At 67.7% G+C, this 16,866-nt stretch carries 17 protein-coding genes; 9 read left to right on the forward strand and 8 right to left on the reverse strand.

Annotated features, from left to right (window positions below; genetic code table 11):
• Positions 1–36 precede the first annotated feature (36 nt).
• Entirely contained in the window at positions 37–759 is a 723-nt protein-coding gene (locus AC0KS4_RS27655; RefSeq protein WP_238955696.1) for an acetoacetate decarboxylase family protein, read from the reverse strand.
• Positions 760–801: 42 nt separating this feature from the next.
• On the opposite strand from AC0KS4_RS27655, the gene AC0KS4_RS27660 reads away from it, so the two are divergent.
• A complete protein-coding gene (locus AC0KS4_RS27660) occupies positions 802–2,025 on the forward strand; it encodes a cytochrome P450 (RefSeq protein ID WP_275254105.1) in 1,224 nt (407 codons plus the stop codon).
• On the opposite strand, the gene AC0KS4_RS27665 is transcribed toward AC0KS4_RS27660, so the two are convergent.
• Together AC0KS4_RS27665 and AC0KS4_RS27670 are read right to left on the reverse strand one after the other, a co-directional pair.
• Positions 1,997–2,872 (reverse strand): endonuclease domain-containing protein, encoded by an 876-nt coding sequence (locus tag AC0KS4_RS27665; protein ID WP_238955697.1) that lies wholly within the window; start codon positions 2,870–2,872, stop codon positions 1,997–1,999. The genes AC0KS4_RS27660 and AC0KS4_RS27665 overlap by 29 nt on opposite strands.
• 110 nt (positions 2,873–2,982) lie before the next feature.
• Positions 2,983–3,795 (reverse strand): crotonase/enoyl-CoA hydratase family protein, encoded by an 813-nt coding sequence (locus AC0KS4_RS27670; protein WP_308193076.1) that lies wholly within the window; start codon positions 3,793–3,795, stop codon positions 2,983–2,985.
• Positions 3,796–3,859: 64 nt separating this feature from the next.
• On the opposite strand from AC0KS4_RS27670, the gene AC0KS4_RS27675 reads away from it, so the two are divergent.
• From AC0KS4_RS27675 to AC0KS4_RS27690, 4 genes are read left to right on the forward strand one after another with little or no spacing between them, the layout of a single operon-like run.
• Positions 3,860–5,512: an acyl-CoA synthetase gene (locus tag AC0KS4_RS27675; RefSeq protein ID WP_225326290.1), complete on the forward strand. Its 1,653-nt coding sequence runs from the start codon at positions 3,860–3,862 to the stop codon at positions 5,510–5,512.
• A gap of 30 nt (positions 5,513–5,542) precedes the next feature.
• A complete protein-coding gene (locus tag AC0KS4_RS27680) occupies positions 5,543–6,310 on the forward strand; it encodes a fructosamine kinase family protein (protein WP_238955698.1) in 768 nt (255 codons plus the stop codon).
• Between the two features lie 36 nt (positions 6,311–6,346).
• On the forward strand, positions 6,347–7,171 hold the full coding sequence (locus tag AC0KS4_RS27685) for an amidohydrolase family protein (protein WP_238955699.1): 825 nt from the start codon (positions 6,347–6,349) through the stop codon (positions 7,169–7,171).
• Positions 7,168–8,718: an acetolactate synthase large subunit gene (locus tag AC0KS4_RS27690; RefSeq protein WP_238955700.1), complete on the forward strand. Its 1,551-nt coding sequence runs from the start codon at positions 7,168–7,170 to the stop codon at positions 8,716–8,718. The genes AC0KS4_RS27685 and AC0KS4_RS27690 overlap by 4 nt, the downstream gene beginning before the upstream one ends.
• On the opposite strand, the gene AC0KS4_RS27695 is transcribed toward AC0KS4_RS27690, so the two are convergent.
• The 5 genes from AC0KS4_RS27695 to AC0KS4_RS27715 form a co-directional block, all read right to left on the reverse strand.
• Positions 8,704–9,417, reverse strand: a complete 714-nt coding sequence (locus AC0KS4_RS27695; protein ID WP_238955701.1) for a serine hydrolase — start codon at positions 9,415–9,417, stop codon at positions 8,704–8,706. The genes AC0KS4_RS27690 and AC0KS4_RS27695 overlap by 15 nt on opposite strands.
• 138 nt (positions 9,418–9,555) lie before the next feature.
• On the reverse strand, positions 9,556–9,789 hold the full coding sequence (locus tag AC0KS4_RS27700) for a hypothetical protein (RefSeq protein WP_238955702.1): 234 nt from the start codon (positions 9,787–9,789) through the stop codon (positions 9,556–9,558).
• A gap of 57 nt (positions 9,790–9,846) precedes the next feature.
• A complete protein-coding gene (fadD17, locus tag AC0KS4_RS27705; RefSeq protein WP_238955703.1) occupies positions 9,847–11,358 on the reverse strand; it encodes a long-chain-fatty-acid--CoA ligase FadD17 in 1,512 nt (503 codons plus the stop codon).
• 5 nt (positions 11,359–11,363) lie between these two features.
• Positions 11,364–12,461 carry an acyl-CoA dehydrogenase family protein gene (locus tag AC0KS4_RS27710; protein WP_238955704.1) on the reverse strand — a complete coding sequence of 366 codons (1,098 nt, stop codon included), beginning with the start codon at positions 12,459–12,461 and terminating at the stop codon, positions 11,364–11,366.
• Between the two features lie 29 nt (positions 12,462–12,490).
• Positions 12,491–13,672 (reverse strand): acyl-CoA dehydrogenase, encoded by a 1,182-nt coding sequence (locus tag AC0KS4_RS27715; RefSeq protein ID WP_225326297.1) that lies wholly within the window; start codon positions 13,670–13,672, stop codon positions 12,491–12,493.
• Between the two features lie 212 nt (positions 13,673–13,884).
• Between AC0KS4_RS27715 and AC0KS4_RS27720 the strand changes: the two genes are divergently transcribed.
• The 4 genes from AC0KS4_RS27720 (at position 13,885) to AC0KS4_RS27735 (ending at position 16,866) form a co-directional block, all read left to right on the forward strand.
• Positions 13,885–14,076: a ferredoxin gene (locus AC0KS4_RS27720; protein WP_225326326.1), complete on the forward strand. Its 192-nt coding sequence runs from the start codon at positions 13,885–13,887 to the stop codon at positions 14,074–14,076.
• A gap of 13 nt (positions 14,077–14,089) precedes the next feature.
• Entirely contained in the window at positions 14,090–15,004 is a 915-nt protein-coding gene (locus AC0KS4_RS27725; protein WP_238955705.1) for a 3-oxoacyl-ACP reductase, read from the forward strand.
• Positions 15,005–15,239: 235 nt separating this feature from the next.
• Entirely contained in the window at positions 15,240–16,004 is a 765-nt protein-coding gene (locus AC0KS4_RS27730) for an MlaE family ABC transporter permease (RefSeq protein WP_225326299.1), read from the forward strand.
• Between the two features lie 19 nt (positions 16,005–16,023).
• Positions 16,024–16,866, forward strand: a complete 843-nt coding sequence (locus AC0KS4_RS27735; protein ID WP_225326300.1) for an MlaE family ABC transporter permease — start codon at positions 16,024–16,026, stop codon at positions 16,864–16,866.

Below are 16,866 nucleotides of genomic sequence, written 5' to 3' on the forward strand. Positions count from 1 at the left end.
GAGGCGGAGCCGGGCAATCGACACCGGCCCGACCGGTCAGCCGAGCGGGTGGGCGTCGCCGAATGTCATCTCGACGTGTCCGACGGATCCAGAGATCATGGCCCGCTTTGGCAGGCCCAGCGACGCCAGCTCCTTGGCGTAGGCGTGGTCGCCCAGTCGCAACGTCGCGCCGCCGACCTGACCGCGCAGCCCGCGCACCCGCATCTCCCAGGGCACTTCCCGGGTGGTGCCGTCGGCGTAGGTGTAGGTCTTGAGGACCTGCGGACGCGAGGTGAACAGCGACGGCACCGGCAATCCGCGGGCGAAGTCGATGCCCGCGATGTGTGCGCCGTCGGCGCTGACGTCGAATCCGAACCGGCCCTGCTCGCGAATGGTGAAGTCGGCCATGATTTTCGGGAACCCCCAAATGGAGCGTCCCGCTTCCAGGGTGAAGCTCTGATCGACCGGCAGATGGTGGATGAACGCGGCCGCGTCGCCCAGCGCGCGCCAGCCGCGCGCGGTCGAGCCGGGGGGATTGACCATCACGCAGGTGCCGAATTCGTGGTACTGCCCCAGGTCGCCGTCGATATAGCGGGCCAGCATCAGGTTGACCACCGCCCGGCCCGGGCGGTGCTGGCATACTCGCAGACCGCTGTAGTCGATAAGGCGTTGCGCCGCTTGCGCATCCACCGAAAACATCGCGGTGTGCACGTCCGCTTTTCGTATCCGCACCGGCATGGTGAGGACTGTCCCTGCAACGACGTGTTGTGACTCAGCCATGCCGGTTACTGTAATCCGTTCGTCAACATTTGGAGGCTGTAGATGACTTCGACCATCCCGGAAGCAATCTCGAACATCGACCTGACCGACGGCAATTTCTACGCCGACCGTCACACCTCGCGCGAGGCCTATCGCTGGATGCGCGCCAACCAGCCGGTGTTTCGCGATCGCAACGGGCTGGCCGGCGCCACCACCTATCAGGCCATCCTCGACGCCGAGCGCAATCCGGAGTTGTTCTCCAGCACGGGCGGCATCCGTCCCGACCAGCCGGGCATGCCCTACATGATCGACATGGACGATCCCGCACATCTGTTGCGGCGCAAGCTGGTCAACGCCGGCTTCACTCGCAAGCGTGTGAAGGAGAAGGAGCCGTCGATCGCGAGGCTGTGCGACACCCTGATCGACGCGGTGTGTGAGCGCGGTGAGTGTGACTTCGTCCGCGATATCGCCGCCCCGCTGCCGATGGCAGTGATCGGCGACATGCTGGGTGTGCTGCCCGACGAACGCAGCATGCTGTTGAAGTGGTCCGACGACCTGGTCTGCGGGTTGAGTTCGCACATCGACCCCACGTCGGACGTGGCCCAGGCGGTGATGGCCGCATTCGCCGCGTACACCGAATTCACCACGGACATCATCACCAAGCGGCGCGCCGAGCCCACCGACGACCTGTTCTCCATCCTGGTCAACGCCGAGGTGGAGGGGCAGCGGATGTCCGACGACGAGATCGTCATGGAGACGCTGCTCATCCTCATCGGCGGCGACGAGACCACGAGGCACACGTTGAGCGGGGGGACAGAACAGCTGGTGCGCCACCGCGACCAGTGGGACGCCCTGGTGCGCGATCCGTCGTTGCTTCCGGGCGCCATCGAGGAGATGCTGCGCTGGACGTCGCCGGTCAAGAACATGTGCAGGACTTTGACGGCTGATACCGACTTCCACGGCACCTCGCTGCGTGAGGGCGAGAAGATCATGCTGCTGTTCGAGTCGGGCAACTTCGACGAGTCTGTGTTCGAGGACCCGGACAGCTTCGACATCCGGCGAAACCCGAATAGCCACATGGCTTTCGGCTTCGGCACCCACTTCTGCCTGGGGAACCAGCTGGCCCGCCTCGAGCTGTCGATGATGACCGAGCGGGTGCTCAAGCGGCTGCCGGATCTGAGACTGGCCGACGACGACTCGACCCTGCCGCTGCGGCCGGCGAACTTCGTCAGCGGCCTGGAAGCGATGCCCATGGTGTTCACGCCGAGCGCGCCGCTGCTGGGCTGATCGCGTTTGGGCCCCGTTTCGCCCACGCCGCTGCCACCCTGGCGATGATGCCGCCCGGTGTGTCTTCGATCGTGACGCGAACGACCGTCCAACCAATCTCCGCCAGGGTCTCCGCGCGTCGAATGTCCTTGTTGAATTGCCGCTGATCGCTACGGTGATGATCTCCGTCGTATTCGACCGCGACTTTGATGTCTTCCCAACCCATATCGAGTACGGCGACAAGCTCGCCGTACTCGCCGTAGACGGGGATCTGCGTCTTCGGGCGTGGATAACCGGCGTCAATGAGCAGCAATCGCAACCACGTCTCGCGTGGTGACTCCGCCCCCGCGTCGACCAGGGTCAGCGCGCGCCGCGCCCGGCGGACATTCCGATGGCCCTTGTAGCGTTCGGTGAGCAACTCGACTTCGGCGAAGGCGAGTCTCGTCGCCCGAGCAAGCGCGTCGAGAGCCGCGACGGCCTTGCCGATGGGATTGCGGCAAGCGATATCGAAGGCCGTACGGGCCGCGGAGGTCGCGGGTATGTCGCCGATCAAGCGGATTTCGTTGTGTGCCAGCGAATCCGACCACGTGGTGATGCCGGCCGGCGGACGGCGGTGCTGGTAGACCAATTGCGCGGGCGCCCGGTGGTCGACCCATTTGGCCCCATGCAGTGCCGAGGCGGAGCGTCCTGCGACGATGCCCCGCCGCCGCGACCACAGCCACGCGGCGCATGCGCGTCTTGTGGCGGTCAGTTCCGTGCCGGGGTCCACGTAGACGTCGGGGTGCAGCGCGACGAACCGGCTCCGCAGCCGGTACCGGGTAAGGGTGCCGGCTGCGAGCGCCTCGCTGCCGATGAAGGGTTCGCGCACGCGAGCAGTGTGGCGCCAAGGACTGACAGCGACGCCGAGTGTGACGTCAGGCCGAAAAATCGGCCGAGAAGTCGCCGTGACGTCACGTTCGGCGCAACCGGCCCCGCCGCTTACTTGTTTTGGAAGTTGGGCTTGCGCTTCTCGGCGAACGCCCGGGGGCCTTCCTTGGAGTCCTCGGAGAGGAACACCGGTATCCCGTTGGCGGTATCGGGCTTGAAGGCCTCGTCCTCGTGCATCCCCTCGGTCTCGCGGATCGTCTTGAGGATCGCCTGCACGGCCAGCGGCCCGTTGTTCTCGATCACCTCGGCGATTTCGAGGGCCTTGGTCAGCGCCTGCCCGTCGGGAACGACGTGGCCGATCAGGCCGATGTCCTTGGCCTCGGCGGCGGTGATGTGCCGTCCGGTCAGCAGCAGGTCGCACGCCACCGTGTAGGGGATCTGGCGCACCAGTCGCACCGCGGACCCGCCCATCGGGTACAGGCTCCACTTGGCCTCGGAGATGCCGAATTTGGCGCTCTCGCCGGCCACCCGGATGTCGGTGCCCTGCAGGATCTCGGTGCCCCCGGCGATGGCCGGGCCCTCGACGGCGGCGATGAGCGGCTTCTTGAGCCGGCGGCCCTTCAGCAGGGCATCGATTCGTGACGGGTCGTAGCTGCCGTCCTTGAACGACTCCCCCGGCGGCTTCTGGGTTGCGGCCTTGAGGTCCATGCCCGCGCAGAAGTAGCCACCGGCGCCGGTCAGGATGCAGCAGCGGATGTCGGGATCGTTGTCGACGCGATCCCAGGCCTGGACCATGATTTCCATCATTTCGGTGCTCAGGGCGTTGCGGCGGTGGGGCCGGTTCATGGTCACGATGAGGGTGTGACCACGCTGCTCCACCAGCGCGTCAGGACCGGTTTCCTCGTTTGCTGACGCCACGGACACGGCTACCGCCTTTCCCTCGACAATGGTCACGAGCTTGCCTCGAAATGTAACACGTTCTAATTTGGTGGCCGTGGCCTTGAATATTGCCGATCTTGCAGAGCACGCCATCGACGCGGTGCCCGAGCGTGTCGCCCTGATCTGCGGCGACGAGAAGCTGACCTACGCCCAACTGGAGGAGAAGGCCAACCGCCTTGCCCACTACCTGCTCGAGCAGGGGGTGAAAAAGGACGACAAGGTGGGCCTCTACTGCCGGAACCGCATCGAGATCGTCATCGCGATGCTCGGCATCGTCAAGGCGGGCGCCATCCTGGTGAACGTCAACTACCGCTACGTCGAGGGCGAGCTGCGCTACCTGTTCGACAACTCCGACATGGTCGCGCTGGTCCACGAGCGCCAGTACTCCGACCGGGTGGCCAACGTGCTGCCCGAGACCCCAGGCGTCAAGACGATCCTCGTCGTCGAGGACGGCAGCGACAACGACTACCAGCGCTACGGCGGCGTCGAGTTCTACTCCGCGATCGCCCAGAGCTCACCCGAGCGCGACTTCGGCCCGCGCAGCGCCGACGACATCTACCTCCTCTACACCGGCGGCACCACCGGGTTCCCGAAGGGCGTGATGTGGCGCCACGAGGACATCTACCGGGTGCTGTTCGGCGGAACCGACTTCGCCACAGGCGAATTCGTCAAGGACGAGTACGACCTCGCCAAAGCCGCGGCCGCCAATCCGCCGATGGTCCGCCACCCGATTCCGCCGATGATCCACGGTGCCACCCAGTCGGCGACCTGGATGTCGATCTTCTCGGGCCAAACCACGGTGCTGGCACCGGAATTCAACGCCGACGAGGTCTGGCGCACGATTCACGACCACAAGGTGAACCTGCTGTTCTTCACCGGTGACGCGATGGCGCGGCCGCTGCTGGACGCGCTGCTGGCGCACCAGGACAAGGGTAACGAGTACGACCTGTCGTCGCTGTTCCTGCTCGCTTCCACCGCGGCGCTGTTCTCGCCGAGCATCAAGGAGAAGTTCCTCGAGCTGCTGCCCAACCGGGTCATCACCGACTCGATCGGATCGTCGGAAACCGGGTTCGGCGGCACCAGCGTCGTGGCCAAGGACGCGCCGCACAGCGGAGGCCCGCGCGTGACGATCGATCACCGCACCGTCGTCCTCGACGAGGACGGCAACGAGGTCAAGCCCGGCTCCGGTGTGCGCGGCTTCATCGCGAAGAAGGGCAACATTCCCGTCGGCTACTACAAGGACGAGAAGAAGACCGCCGAGACGTTCAAGACCATCAACGGCGTGCGCTACGCCATCCCCGGCGACTTCGCGACGGTCGAGGAGGACGGCACCGTCACGATGCTGGGCCGCGGCTCGGTGTCGATCAACAGCGGCGGCGAGAAGATCTACCCCGAGGAGGTCGAGGCCGCGCTCAAGGGGCACCCCGACGTCTTCGACGCCCTGGTGGTCGGCGTGCCCGACGCCCGATACGGCCAGCACGTCGCGGCCGTCGTCCAGCCGCGGCCGGGAACCCGGCCCCCGCTGTCGGAGCTGGACGCCTTCGTGCGTTCCGAGATCGCGGGATACAAAGTGCCGCGCAGCCTGTGGCTGGTCGACGAGGTCAAGCGTTCGCCCGCCGGCAAACCCGACTACCGCTGGGCCAAGGAGCAGACCGAGGCGCGCCCGGCCGACGACGTGCACGCCGCTCACGCCACTGCGTGACACGCTCCAAGCGCTAGGACCGCGCGCGGCGTGACCGACTTCGTCAAGCACAACCCGGACGCGCCAGCCCGTTTCTTCGCGGCGGAAGCCGCGGGCCTGCAATGGCTTTCCGGTGTCGACGGCGGTGTGCCGTGCGCGCAAGTCGTTTCCGTCACCGCGACCAGCCTGACGCTGCGGCGCCTCGATTCGGTGGGCCCGACGCCCGGTGCGGCGCGCGCGTTCGGCGGCCAGCTGGCCATCACGCACGACGCCGGCGCTGCGGGTTTCGGCGCGGGGCCCGACGGGTGGGACGGGCCCGGCTTCTTCGGGCCGCTGTCCCAGCCCCTGCCGATGTCGCTGCGGCCGCACCGACGCTGGGGCGAGTTCTACGCGCAGGAGCGGCTGGCCCCGATGGCCGAACTCGCGGCACCGCGGCTCGACGCGGCGACCCGCGAGGCCGTCGACGCCGTCGCGGCCCGTTGCCGTGCGGGCGATTTCGACGACGACGACCGGCCGGCCCGCCTGCACGGCGACCTGTGGAGCGGCAATGTGATGTGGACCCCCGGCGGGGTGGTGCTGATCGACCCGGCCGCGCACGGCGGCCACCGCGAGACCGACCTGGCGATGCTCGCGCTGTTCGGCTGCCCGCATCACGACGCCATCGTCGACGGTTACCAGCGGGTGCGGCCGCTGCGACCCGGCTGGCGTAACCGCATCGGGCTGCACCAGCTCTTCCCGCTGCTGGCCCACGTCGTGCTGTTCGGCGGCGGGTACGCGCGGCAGACCGCCGCCGCCGCCCGCGCCGCGCTGGCCGTCTGAACGCCGTCTACGGCAGCCGGGTTACTGTCGATCCCGATGACGATCGACGTCTGGATGCAACACCCGACGCTGCGGTTCCTGCGCAGCGACATGCTCGCGTCCCTGCGGCGCTGGACGGGCGGGTCGATCCCCGACACCGAGATCCCGATCGAGGCGTCGCTGGCGTCGATGGACGCCGCCGGCGTTCAACTGGGCATACTCAGCGCCTGGCGCGGCCCGAACGGCCAAGACCTCGTCTCCAACGACGAGGTGGCGCAATGGATTGCCGCGCATCCGGACCGGTTCGCCGGGCTTGCCACCGTCGACCTCGACCGCCCGATGGAGGCGGTCCGGGAGTTGAGACGGCGAGTCGAAGAGGGATTCGTCGGCCTGCGGGTGGTGCCGTGGTTGTGGAACGCCCCGCCCACCGATCGCCGCTACTATCCGCTGTTCGCCCAGTGCGTGGAGTCCGGCGTGCCGTTTTGCACCCAGGTCGGCCACACCGGCCCGCTGCGCCCCTCGGAGACCGGCCGGCCGATTCCCTACATCGACGAGGTGGCCCTCGACTTCCCGGAACTCGCGATCGTCTGCGGCCACGTCGGCTACCCGTGGACCGAAGAGATGGTCGCGGTGGCCCGCAAGCACGAAAACGTCTACATCGACACCTCGGCGTACACGATCAAGCGGCTGCCCGACGAGCTCATCAGATTCATGAAAACCGGTACCGGACAACGGAAAGTGCTGTTCGGCACCAATTACCCGATGATCACCCACGAGCACGCGTTGGCGGGCCTGGACGACCTCGGGCTGTCCGACGACGCTCGCCGAGACTTCTTGCGCGGCAATGCCGAACGAGTGTTCCGACTGGAGGCAAACACGTGAACGGCGCTCAGGCCCTGATCAACACCCTGGTCGACGGCGGCGTCGACGTGTGCTTCGCCAACCCGGGCACGTCGGAGATGCACTTCGTCGCGGCCCTGGGCAGCGTTCCGCGGATGCGCGGCGTGCTGGCCTTGTTCGAGGGGGTCGCCACCGGCGCGGCCGACGGCTATGCCCGCATCGCCGATCGCCCGGCGGCGGTGCTGCTGCATCTGGGCCCCGGATTGGGCAACGGCCTGGCCAATCTACACAACGCGCGCCGCGCCCGGGTGCCGATGCTGGTGGTCGTCGGTGACCACGCCACGTATCACAAAAAGTACGACGCCCCACTGGAATCCGACATCGACGCCCTCGCCGGCACCGTCTCGGGGTGGGTGCGCCGAACGGGTGACGCCTCCCAGGTTTCGGCCGACGCCGTCGAGGGCATCGCCGCCAGCCGGTGGGGTTCGCAGATCTCGACGCTGATCCTGCCCGCCGACGTGTCCTGGTCCGACGGCGCCCAGCTGTTCTCCAACCTGGAGGCACAGCCGGCGGGCGCCGACCCCCTGCTGGCGCCGGAGGTGGCCGAGGTGCTCGGCTCCGGGGAGCCGACGGTGATCATGGTGGGCGGCGACGCCACCCGCCGCGCGGGCCTGGCCGCGGCCACCCGGATCGCCGCGGCCACCGGCGCGCGGGTGCTGTGCGAGACGTTCCCCGCCCGGCTCGAACGCGGCGCCGGCATCCCCGCCGTCGACCGGCTGGCCTATTTCGCCGAAGCCGCCACGGCCCAGCTGGACGGCGCCAAACATCTGGTGCTGGCCGGCGCCAAGTCGCCGGTGTCGTTCTTCGCCTACCCCGGCATGCCCAGCGACCTGGTGCCGGCCGGCTGCGAGGTGCACGTGCTCGCCGAACACAGCGGCGCGGCGGATGCGTTGACCGCCTTGGCGGATCAGGTCGCGCCCGGGACGGTGGCGGCGGTGGCGGCCGCGTCGCGCCCGAAGCTGCCGACCGGCGCGCTGACGTCGGCGTCGGCCGCCGACGTGATCGGGGCGCTGATGCCGGAACGGGCGATCGTGGTCGACGAGTCGAACACCTCCGGACTGCTGCTCGCGCAGGCCACCGCCGGGGCGCCGGCACACGACTGGCTGACCCTGACCGGTGGGGCGATCGGCTACGGCATTCCCGCGGCGGTCGGTGCGGCGATCGCCGCCCCGGACCGGCCGGTGCTGTGCCTGGAATCCGACGGCTCAGCCATGTACACGATTGCGGGGTTGTGGACCCAGGCGCGGGAGAACCTCAACGTCACCACCGTGGTGTACAACAACAGCGCCTACGACATCCTGCGCATCGAGCTGCAACGGGTCGGCGCCGGGTCGGCCCCCGGGCCCGAGGCCCTGTCCCTGCTCGACTTGTCCGACCCCACAATGGATTTCGTGAAACTCAGCGAGGGCATGGGGGTGCCGGCCCGTCGCGTCACCACCGCCGAGGAGTTCGCCGATGCGCTGCGCGCCGCGTTCGCGGAACCCGGCCCGCATCTGATCGACGCCGTGGTGCCGTCAATAACGGGCTAGGGTCGGCAGCCGGCTCAGCAACCAGTCAGTCATCGTATTGACCACGTCGACGCCGGTCTCGAACGCGCCGTCGTGCGCGTCCGCCGCCAGCGCCACGCCCCACTGCCCGGACGGGGTGGGAACGATCCCGAATTGCCGGACCAGGTACTCGCCGTGCACGCCCGGCCCCCAACCCCCTTTTGCGGCGATCCCTTTGGCCGCCAGCCCCCATTGGTCACCGCTGGTGAGTCGTTGCATCAGGTCGATCACCTCGCCGGCGTCGGGGATGGTCGGTAGCTCCGCGGCGAAGCGCGCCTGGCGCTGCAGGCTCCACTGCGTTTGGCCGAACGCGGTGAAGCCGCGACGAAGTCGGCGTGACTCGACCACCGTCGCGGTGTCACCGCCTTCGGCCACCACCGCCTGAACCTGCCGTGCCGCGTCGGCCGGCTCGCCCAACTGCGACCACAACTGTTCGGACGCGCGATTGTCGGATTCGGTGATGGCCTTCACGGCGAAATCGCGGGCGCCCAGCCAATCGTTGCGCAGCGCCGCCACCGCCAGGGGCACCTTGATCGTCGACCATGCCACGCCGGACCACCAGCTGCCCAGCGAAAATGTCCTATCCGGCCGGGCGATCGCGACGCCGACGTTCGCCGGCACCGCGGCGGAAAGCTGTTCGAAGCTGGCTTCCAACGCGAGCTCGAGAGGCCGTGCCGTCATGCGCTGGTGCCGATTTCGGCGTGCGGGACAGCGACGCCGAGGTGGGGGACCGGCGCATCAACCATCGGGTCTCCTTGTCGTTGCGGCGTGTTCGGTGCGGATCGGCGCTCAGCTACGCCGTGCGCCGGGCGATAACCATCAGCCCGATGGCGGGGGCAGCGGCGGTAGCGGCGGCCCGTCCTCGGGCGGGGGAGGGGCTTCCCAGGGTTCGGAGTCCGGCGTCGGCGGCGACCACACCAGCGGCGGCGGTGGTGGAGGCAGGGGAGGCGGCGGGGGCGGTTCCGCGGCGGCGAAACCGGCGCCCAGCCCGAGTGCGGCGCCACCCAGCGACCCAACCAGGATCGAGCCGGCGATCATTTCGCGGATTTTCATCAAGCGCTGAGTTTACTGCTTGGGCGGCGCATCCGGCCGCAACGCCCGTCCGCACCCCTAGCGGTGGATCTTCCAGACCGGGTCGCCGCAGTCGACACCCTGAGCGGCCAACTGTCGCTTCAGCACTTTAAACGTGACCGTCCGCGGAAGCTCGGCGCTGACCCGCACGTACGACGGCCATTGCTTGGGTCCCAGGTCCGGCTGCTCGGCCAGGAACGCGCGGAACTTCCCTTCGTCGAACTCGGTGCCCGGCGCCATCACCACCGCGGCCATGACCTGGTCGCCGACTATCGCGTCGGGCACCGGGTACACCGCCACCTCGCTGAGGTCGGGGTGGCGCAGCAACACCCGCTCGATCGGCGCGGCGCCGAGGTTTTCGCCGTCGACGCGCATCCAATCACCCAGCCGGCCAGCGAAATACGCATAGCCGGCGTCGTCACGGTAGGCGAGATCGCCGCTGTGGTAGACCCCGCCGGCCATCCGCTCGGCCTCGGCGACGTCGTCGTTGTAATAACCCTCGAAACGGCCCGGCCCGGCGACGTTCACCAGTTCGCCGACCACGCCCGGTGGGCATGACGCGCCGGTGTCGGGATCGACGATGTCGATGCCCGGCGGGAGGGGGCCCAATGAACCCGGCGGTGTGTCCGGGGTGCGCGCGATGGCCACGCCGCCCTCGGTGGAGCCGAACCCGTCCTGCACGACACACCCGAATCGGCGGGCGAAGCGCTCGATGTCATCGGGCACGCCCTCGTTGCCGTACACCGCGCGCAGCGGGTTGTCCGCATCGTCGGGCTGCTCGGGCGTGGCCAGTACATACGACAACGGCTTGCCGACGTAGTTCGCGTACGTGGCGCCGTAGCGGCGGACGTCGGGCAAGAACCCCGATGCGGAGAACTTGCGCCGCAACGCCATTGAGCCCGCGCAGGCCGCCGCCACCGCCCAGCCGACCAACACCGCATTGGAATGAAACAGCGGCATCGACACGTAGCAGACATCGTCGGGGCCGAGGCCGAAGCGCTGTGACATCGTCACGCCCGCGATCGCGACCTTGCCGTGGCTGCACTTGACCGCCTTGGGCTCGCCGCTGGTTCCCGACGTGAAGATCAACATGAACAGATCCGCCGGCGAGGCCTCCTGAAAGGAGATCTGGGCGTCACGGTGCGCGGCGACCTCCTCGGCCCACGCGGCGGAGTCGGCGTTGAGGTGCTCGATATCACCCAGCGTCTCAGACGATTTGGAGTCGGCGAGCACCAATTGGCAGTCGGCACGGGCGATGTCGCGCTGCAGCGCCTCGCCGCGGCGCACCGGGTTGAGCCCGACCGGCACGATCCCCGACATTCCCGCCGCCACCAGCACCGCCGAGAAGAAGGGGGTGTTCTCCAGCAGCACGCCGACATGCGGCGGCCGGGCGGGGTCGAGCCGCTCACGCAGCGCCGCGGCGATCGCGGCGCCGTGCTGCAGGTGATCGCGCCAGCTGGTGAACGAGTCCTCGAAGTAGATACCGCGATCGTCGATCTCGGTCAGCGGCTCCAGCAGCTTGGTGACCGTCAGGTCATCGGTGAGGTCCATTGCGCCTAGGCGGGCGTCTCCGCCAGCTCGCGCCCGATGCGACGCAGCTGCCCGGTGGCGCCGCCCAAGGCGAACTCGATCTCCTTGGCGGCCAGGAAGTAGCGGTGCGCCGGGTGGTCGGTGTCGACACCGACACCGCCGTGCACGTGCACGATGGTGTGCGCCACCCGGTGACCCGCGTCGGCGGCCCAGAACGCCGCGCTCGCGACGTCGATCTCGGCCGGAATGTCTTCCGAGACTCGCCAGGCCGCCTGGGTCAGCGTGAGTCGCAGCCCCTTGACGTCGATGTAGCCGTCGGCGAGCCGCTGCGAGACCGCCTGGAAGCTGCCGATGGGTCGGTCGAACTGCTCGCGCTCGCGGGCGTATTCGGCGGTCATCTGCAGGCCACGCTCGAGCACCCCGAGCTGGAAAGCGCTGCGGCCCAAGGTCCCCAGCGTGCCGAGCCAGGTCACGACCTCGGCGCCGCCGACCTTGCGGGCGCCGTCCACCTCGGTTCCGTCCAGCGCGAGGTGCCCGACGCTGCCCAGGCCGGTGGTTTCCAGCGCGGTCAGCGTGACGCCGGGATCGTCGGCGGCAACCAGGAATACCGCTGTGCCGGAATCTGTTTCGGCCGGGACCAGGAACGCGTCGGCCACCGGCCCGAAGCCGACTTGGGTGCGGGTGCCGGTCAGCCGGTAGCCGGCGCCGCCGCTGACCGCCTGCACCGGGCCCTCGCCCATCTCACCGTCGAGGGCGACGGTCAGCGTCTTCTCGCCGTTGACCGCCGACACGCCCCAGCTCTGCTGCAACTCTTCGGAGCCGAACCGGGCCAGGGCCCCGGCGCCCAGCATCACCGACTCCAGGTAGGGCACCGCGGCCAGCTGATGCCCCAGGGCGACCAGGATTGCGATCTGCTCGAGCGCGCCGAAGCCGTCGCCGCCGAGCGACGGCGCGGACGCGCTGGACAGGATGCCGGCGTCGATCAGCTTTCGCCACAGGTCGCGGTCGAACCGCTGATCGAGCCCGTCGAGCTCACGCTGGTGTTCGGGTGTGCACACCGAGTCCACGATCGTGTCGACCAGGTTGCCGAGGTCGTTCGCCGCTTCGGTTGTCGTGAAATCCATGAACGTCCGTCCTTCTATTACGTAGCGGCTCAGCGGTTGCGGGGCAGACCGAGGGCGACCATGCCGATGATGTCGCGCTGCACTTCGTTGGTGCCGCCGCCGAAGGTCAGGATCAGGCAGGCCCGGTGCATCCGCTCGACCCGGCCGCGCAGCAACGCGCCCGGCGAATTCTGGCGCACCGTCGCCGCGGTACCGAGCACCTCCATCAGCAGCCGGTAGGCCTCGGTGGCCAGCTCGGTGCCGTAGACCTTGGCCGCCGACGCGTCGGCGGGCGACAGGTCTTCACTCGCCGCCGAGGCGAGTTCCCAGTTGATCAGCTTGAGGACCTCGGCCTTGGCGTGCACCCGGGCCAGGTTGAGCTGCACCCACTCCGAGTCGATGAGCCGGGCGCCCCCGGCATCCTTGGTGTTCTGCGCCCATTCGCGCACTTCGCGCAGGGCCAAAAAGATCGGTTGCGGCGACACCAGGGCGACGCGCTCGTGGTTGAGCTGGTTGGTCACCAGCTTCCAGCCGCCGTTCTCCTCGCCGATCAGGTTGGTCACCGGGACACGCACGTCGGAGTAGTAGGTGGCGCTGGTGTCCACGCCGGCCATGGTGTGCACCGGAGTCCAGGAGAAACCCTCCGCGGTGGTCGGCACGGTGAGCATCGAAATGCCGCGGTGCTTCTTGGCCTCGGGATTGGTGCGTACCGCCAGCCACACCCAGTCGGCGTAGGCGATCAGGCTGGTCCACATCTTCTGGCCGTTGATGACGTAGTCGTCGCCGTCGCGCACCGCGGTGGTGCGCAGATTGGCCAGGTCGGTGCCCGCGCCGGGCTCGGAGTAGCCGATCGAGAAGTGCAGCTCGCCCGCGGCGATCTTGGGCAGGAAGAACTTCTTCTGTTCCTCGGTGCCGAACGCCATGATCGTCGGTGCCACGCTGTTGATCGTCAGGAACGGCACCGGCACACCGGCGATGGCGGCCTCGTCGGTGAAGATCAGCGAGTCCATCGGCGAGCGGTCCTGGCCGCCGTACTCGGTGGGCCAGTTCAGGGTGAGCCACCCGTCTTTGCCCATCTGCGCGACGGTGTCGCGGTACGCGGTACCGGTGCCGACCTCGCCGCCACCTGAAGAGGTCAGCGCCTCGCGGCGCTCCGGGGTCATCAGGTTGGTGAAGTACGACCGCAGCTCGCGACGCAGCTCTTCCTGCTCCGGGGTGTAACTGATGCGCATTTCAGCCGTCCTTCAAGTCAACGACGTTTCCGATTACAACCCTCGTCACAGGCTGCAGCTCGACCAACGGCTACCCATTCGTCTTCCCGGTTGTAACACGTTCTAGTCTGGGAATCCAGCGACCGTTTCCCCATCGGTGTCGGGGTCTTATGGTGGACCTACATACTGATGGGGCGAGTCCTGCGGTGAAGGCCAGGTTCAAGGAGGGTGCTGTGCGGGTGATCGTGGACCGTGACCGGTGCGAAGGTAACGCAGTGTGCTTGGGAATCTCCCCGGATATCTTCGACCTGGACGACGAGGACTACGCCGTGGTGAAGCTGGACCCGATTCCGTCCGACAAAGAGCAGTTGGCCGAGCAGGCGATCGCGGAGTGCCCGCGCGCGGCTCTGCTGCGTGAAAACTAGAGGTATTCATAAATTGACTAGCAGCACGAACGCGACCGATCTCTCCGGAAAGGTCGCGGTGGTCACCGGTGCGGCCGCGGGCCTCGGACGGGCCGAGGCGCTCGGCCTGGCGCGCCTCGGAGCGACCGTGGTCGTCAATGACATCGCCGCCGCGTTGGATGCCTCCGACGTCATCGATGAAATCAATTCTTCGGGTTCGAAGGCCGTCGCCGTGGCCGGGGACATCAGCGAACGCTCCACCGCCGACGAACTCGTCGCCCAGGCCGACGGGCTGGGCGGGCTCGACATCGTGGTCAACAACGCCGGCATCACGCGCGACCGGATGCTGTTCAACATGTCCGACGAGGAGTGGGACCAGGTCATCGCCGTGCACCTGCGCGGCCATTTTCTGCTGACCCGCAACGCCGCCACCTACTGGCGCTCCAAGGCCAAGGGGGCGGGCGGCCAGGTCTTCGGCCGGATCGTCAACACCGCCTCGGAGGCCGGCCTGGTCGGCCCGGTCGGGCAGGCGAACTACGGTGCCGCCAAGGCGGGCATCATTTCGCTCACCCTCACGGCCGCGCGGGCGCTGGGCCGCTACGGCGTGTGCGCCAACGCCATCTGCCCCCGCGCGCGCACCGCGATGACGGCCGACGTCTTCGGCGACGCACCGGAGGTGGAAACGGGCGGCGTCGATCCGCTGTCGCCAGAGCACGTAGTCAATCTGGTCACGTTCCTGTCCTCCCCGGCGGCCGCGGAAGTCAACGGCCAGGTGTTCATCGTCTACGGTCCACAGGTGACATTGGTCGCTGCCCCGACCGTCGAGCGCAAATTCAGCGCCAACGGCGCCGCTTGGGACCCTGCACAACTGAGCGCGACGCTGCAGGATTACTTTGCTGGACGTGATCCTGAGCACAATTTTTCGGCGAGCGCACTGATGGATCAATAGCCATTTTCGGCTCGTCGATCGGGGGGAATCGGCAGGTAGAACGTGTGTCAGTTTGACACGTGACAAGTGCTTCTGACCTGGCGAATTAACGGTTGGGATAAGAAATGCTGTTCATTGACATGGTGAACTTGTTCTGAGTTAATATGATCCGGCTCACACCGAGCCCCGTGCGACCGTAGACCACGCAAAGGCCAGCCATAGACTTCGCCGAGACCAGCCAAGGGGGGAGACCGAGTTGATGGAGCAACTTGCGGTTCCCGCCCGCGCGGTCGGCGGATTCTTCGAAATGATGATGGATACCGGCCGGGCCGCCTTCCGCCGGCCGTTCCAGTTTGGTGAGTTCCTCGATCAGACGTGGATGATCGCCCGCGTATCGCTGGTCCCGACGCTGCTGGTGTCCATCCCGTTCACGGTGCTGGTGGCCTTCACCCTCAACATCCTGCTGCGCGAGATCGGCGCCGCCGACCTCTCGGGCGCCGGAACGGCATTCGGCACCATCACCCAGCTGGGTCCGGTGGTGACCGTGCTCGTCGTGGCCGGCGCCGGCGCCACCGCGATCTGCGCCGACCTCGGCGCCCGCACGATCCGCGAGGAGATCGACGCGATGCGCGTGCTCGGCATCGACCCGGTCCATCGGCTGGTCGTGCCCCGTGTGCTGGCGTCCACGGTGGTGGCACTGCTGCTCAACGGTTTGGTATGTGCCATCGGCCTTTCCGGTGGCTACGTGTTCTCGGTCTTCCTGCAGGGTGTCAACCCCGGCGCGTTCATCAACGGCTTGACCGTGCTGACGGGTCTGCGCGAGCTGGTGCTCGCCGAAGTCAAGGCGTTGCTGTTCGGGGTGATGGCCGGGATGGTGGGCTGTTACCGCGGCCTGACCGTCAAGGGGGGGCCCAAGGGCGTCGGTAACGCCGTCAACGAAACCGTGGTCTACGCCTTCATCTGTCTGTTCGTGATCAACGTGGTGATGACCGCCATCGGCGTGCGAATTTCGGCGAAGTGATGAGACGGGTGAGCACGCGATGAGTTACGACGCCACACTGCGATTTCGTCGCGTCTTCTCGCGGCTGCAAGAGCCGGTTGACGACTTCGGCGAGCAGGCGCTGTTTTACGGGCAGACCATGCGCTACGTCCCCAACGCGCTGACCCGCTATCGCAAGGAGACGATCCGGCTGATCGCCGAGATGACCATGGGCGCGGGAGCCCTCGTCATGATCGGCGGCACGGTCGGTGTCGCGGCCTTCTTGACCCTGGCCTCCGGCGGTGTCATTGCGGTGCAGGGGTATTCGTCGCTGGGCAATATCGGCATCGAGGCGCTGACGGGATTCCTGTCGGCCTTCCTGAACGTCCGGGTGGTCGCCCCGGTGATCGCCGGTATCGCGCTGGCGGCCACCATCGGTGCCGGCGCCACCGCCCAATTGGGCGCCATGCGGGTGTCCGAGGAGATCGACGCCGTCGAGTGCATGGCGGTGCACTCGGTCTCTTACCTGGTGTCGACCCGCCTGATCGCCGGCCTGATCGCGATCATTCCGCTGTACTCGCTGTCCGTGCTCGCCGCCTTCTTCGCCGCCCGCTTCACCACGGTGTACATCAACGGGCAGTCAAAAGGCCTCTACGACCACTACTTCAATACGTTCCTGATCCCGTCGGATCTCCTGTGGTCGTTCCTGCAAGCCATCGTGATGTCCATCGCGGTCATGCTCGTACATACCTATTACGGCTACAACGCCAGCGGTGGCCCGGTCGGCGTCGGGATCGCGGTCGGCCAGGCCGTGCGGACGTCGTTGATCGTCGTGGTCGTCATCACTTTGTTCATCTCGCTCGCTGTGTATGGGGCGTCCGGTAACTTCAACCTCTCCGGCTAA

Source organism: Mycobacterium sp. NTMscope_MAC_12 (assembly GCF_976985675.1).

Coding starts and splice junctions, on each gene's coding strand:
- AC0KS4_RS27700 (WP_238955702.1), bottom strand. CDS start 9,789: ATGAAAATCCGCGAAATGATCGCCGGCTCGATCCTGGTTGGGTCGCTG.
- AC0KS4_RS27735 (WP_225326300.1), top strand. CDS start 16,024: ATGAGTTACGACGCCACACTGCGATTTCGTCGCGTCTTCTCGCGGCTG.
- AC0KS4_RS27685 (WP_238955699.1), top strand. CDS start 6,347: ATGACGATCGACGTCTGGATGCAACACCCGACGCTGCGGTTCCTGCGC.
- AC0KS4_RS27655 (WP_238955696.1), bottom strand. CDS start 759: ATGGCTGAGTCACAACACGTCGTTGCAGGGACAGTCCTCACCATGCCG.
- fadD17 (WP_238955703.1), bottom strand. CDS start 11,358: ATGGACCTCACCGATGACCTGACGGTCACCAAGCTGCTGGAGCCGCTG.
- AC0KS4_RS27695 (WP_238955701.1), bottom strand. CDS start 9,417: ATGACGGCACGGCCTCTCGAGCTCGCGTTGGAAGCCAGCTTCGAACAG.
- AC0KS4_RS27710 (WP_238955704.1), bottom strand. CDS start 12,461: ATGGATTTCACGACAACCGAAGCGGCGAACGACCTCGGCAACCTGGTC.
- AC0KS4_RS27660 (WP_275254105.1), top strand. CDS start 802: ATGACTTCGACCATCCCGGAAGCAATCTCGAACATCGACCTGACCGAC.
- AC0KS4_RS27715 (WP_225326297.1), bottom strand. CDS start 13,672: ATGCGCATCAGTTACACCCCGGAGCAGGAAGAGCTGCGTCGCGAGCTG.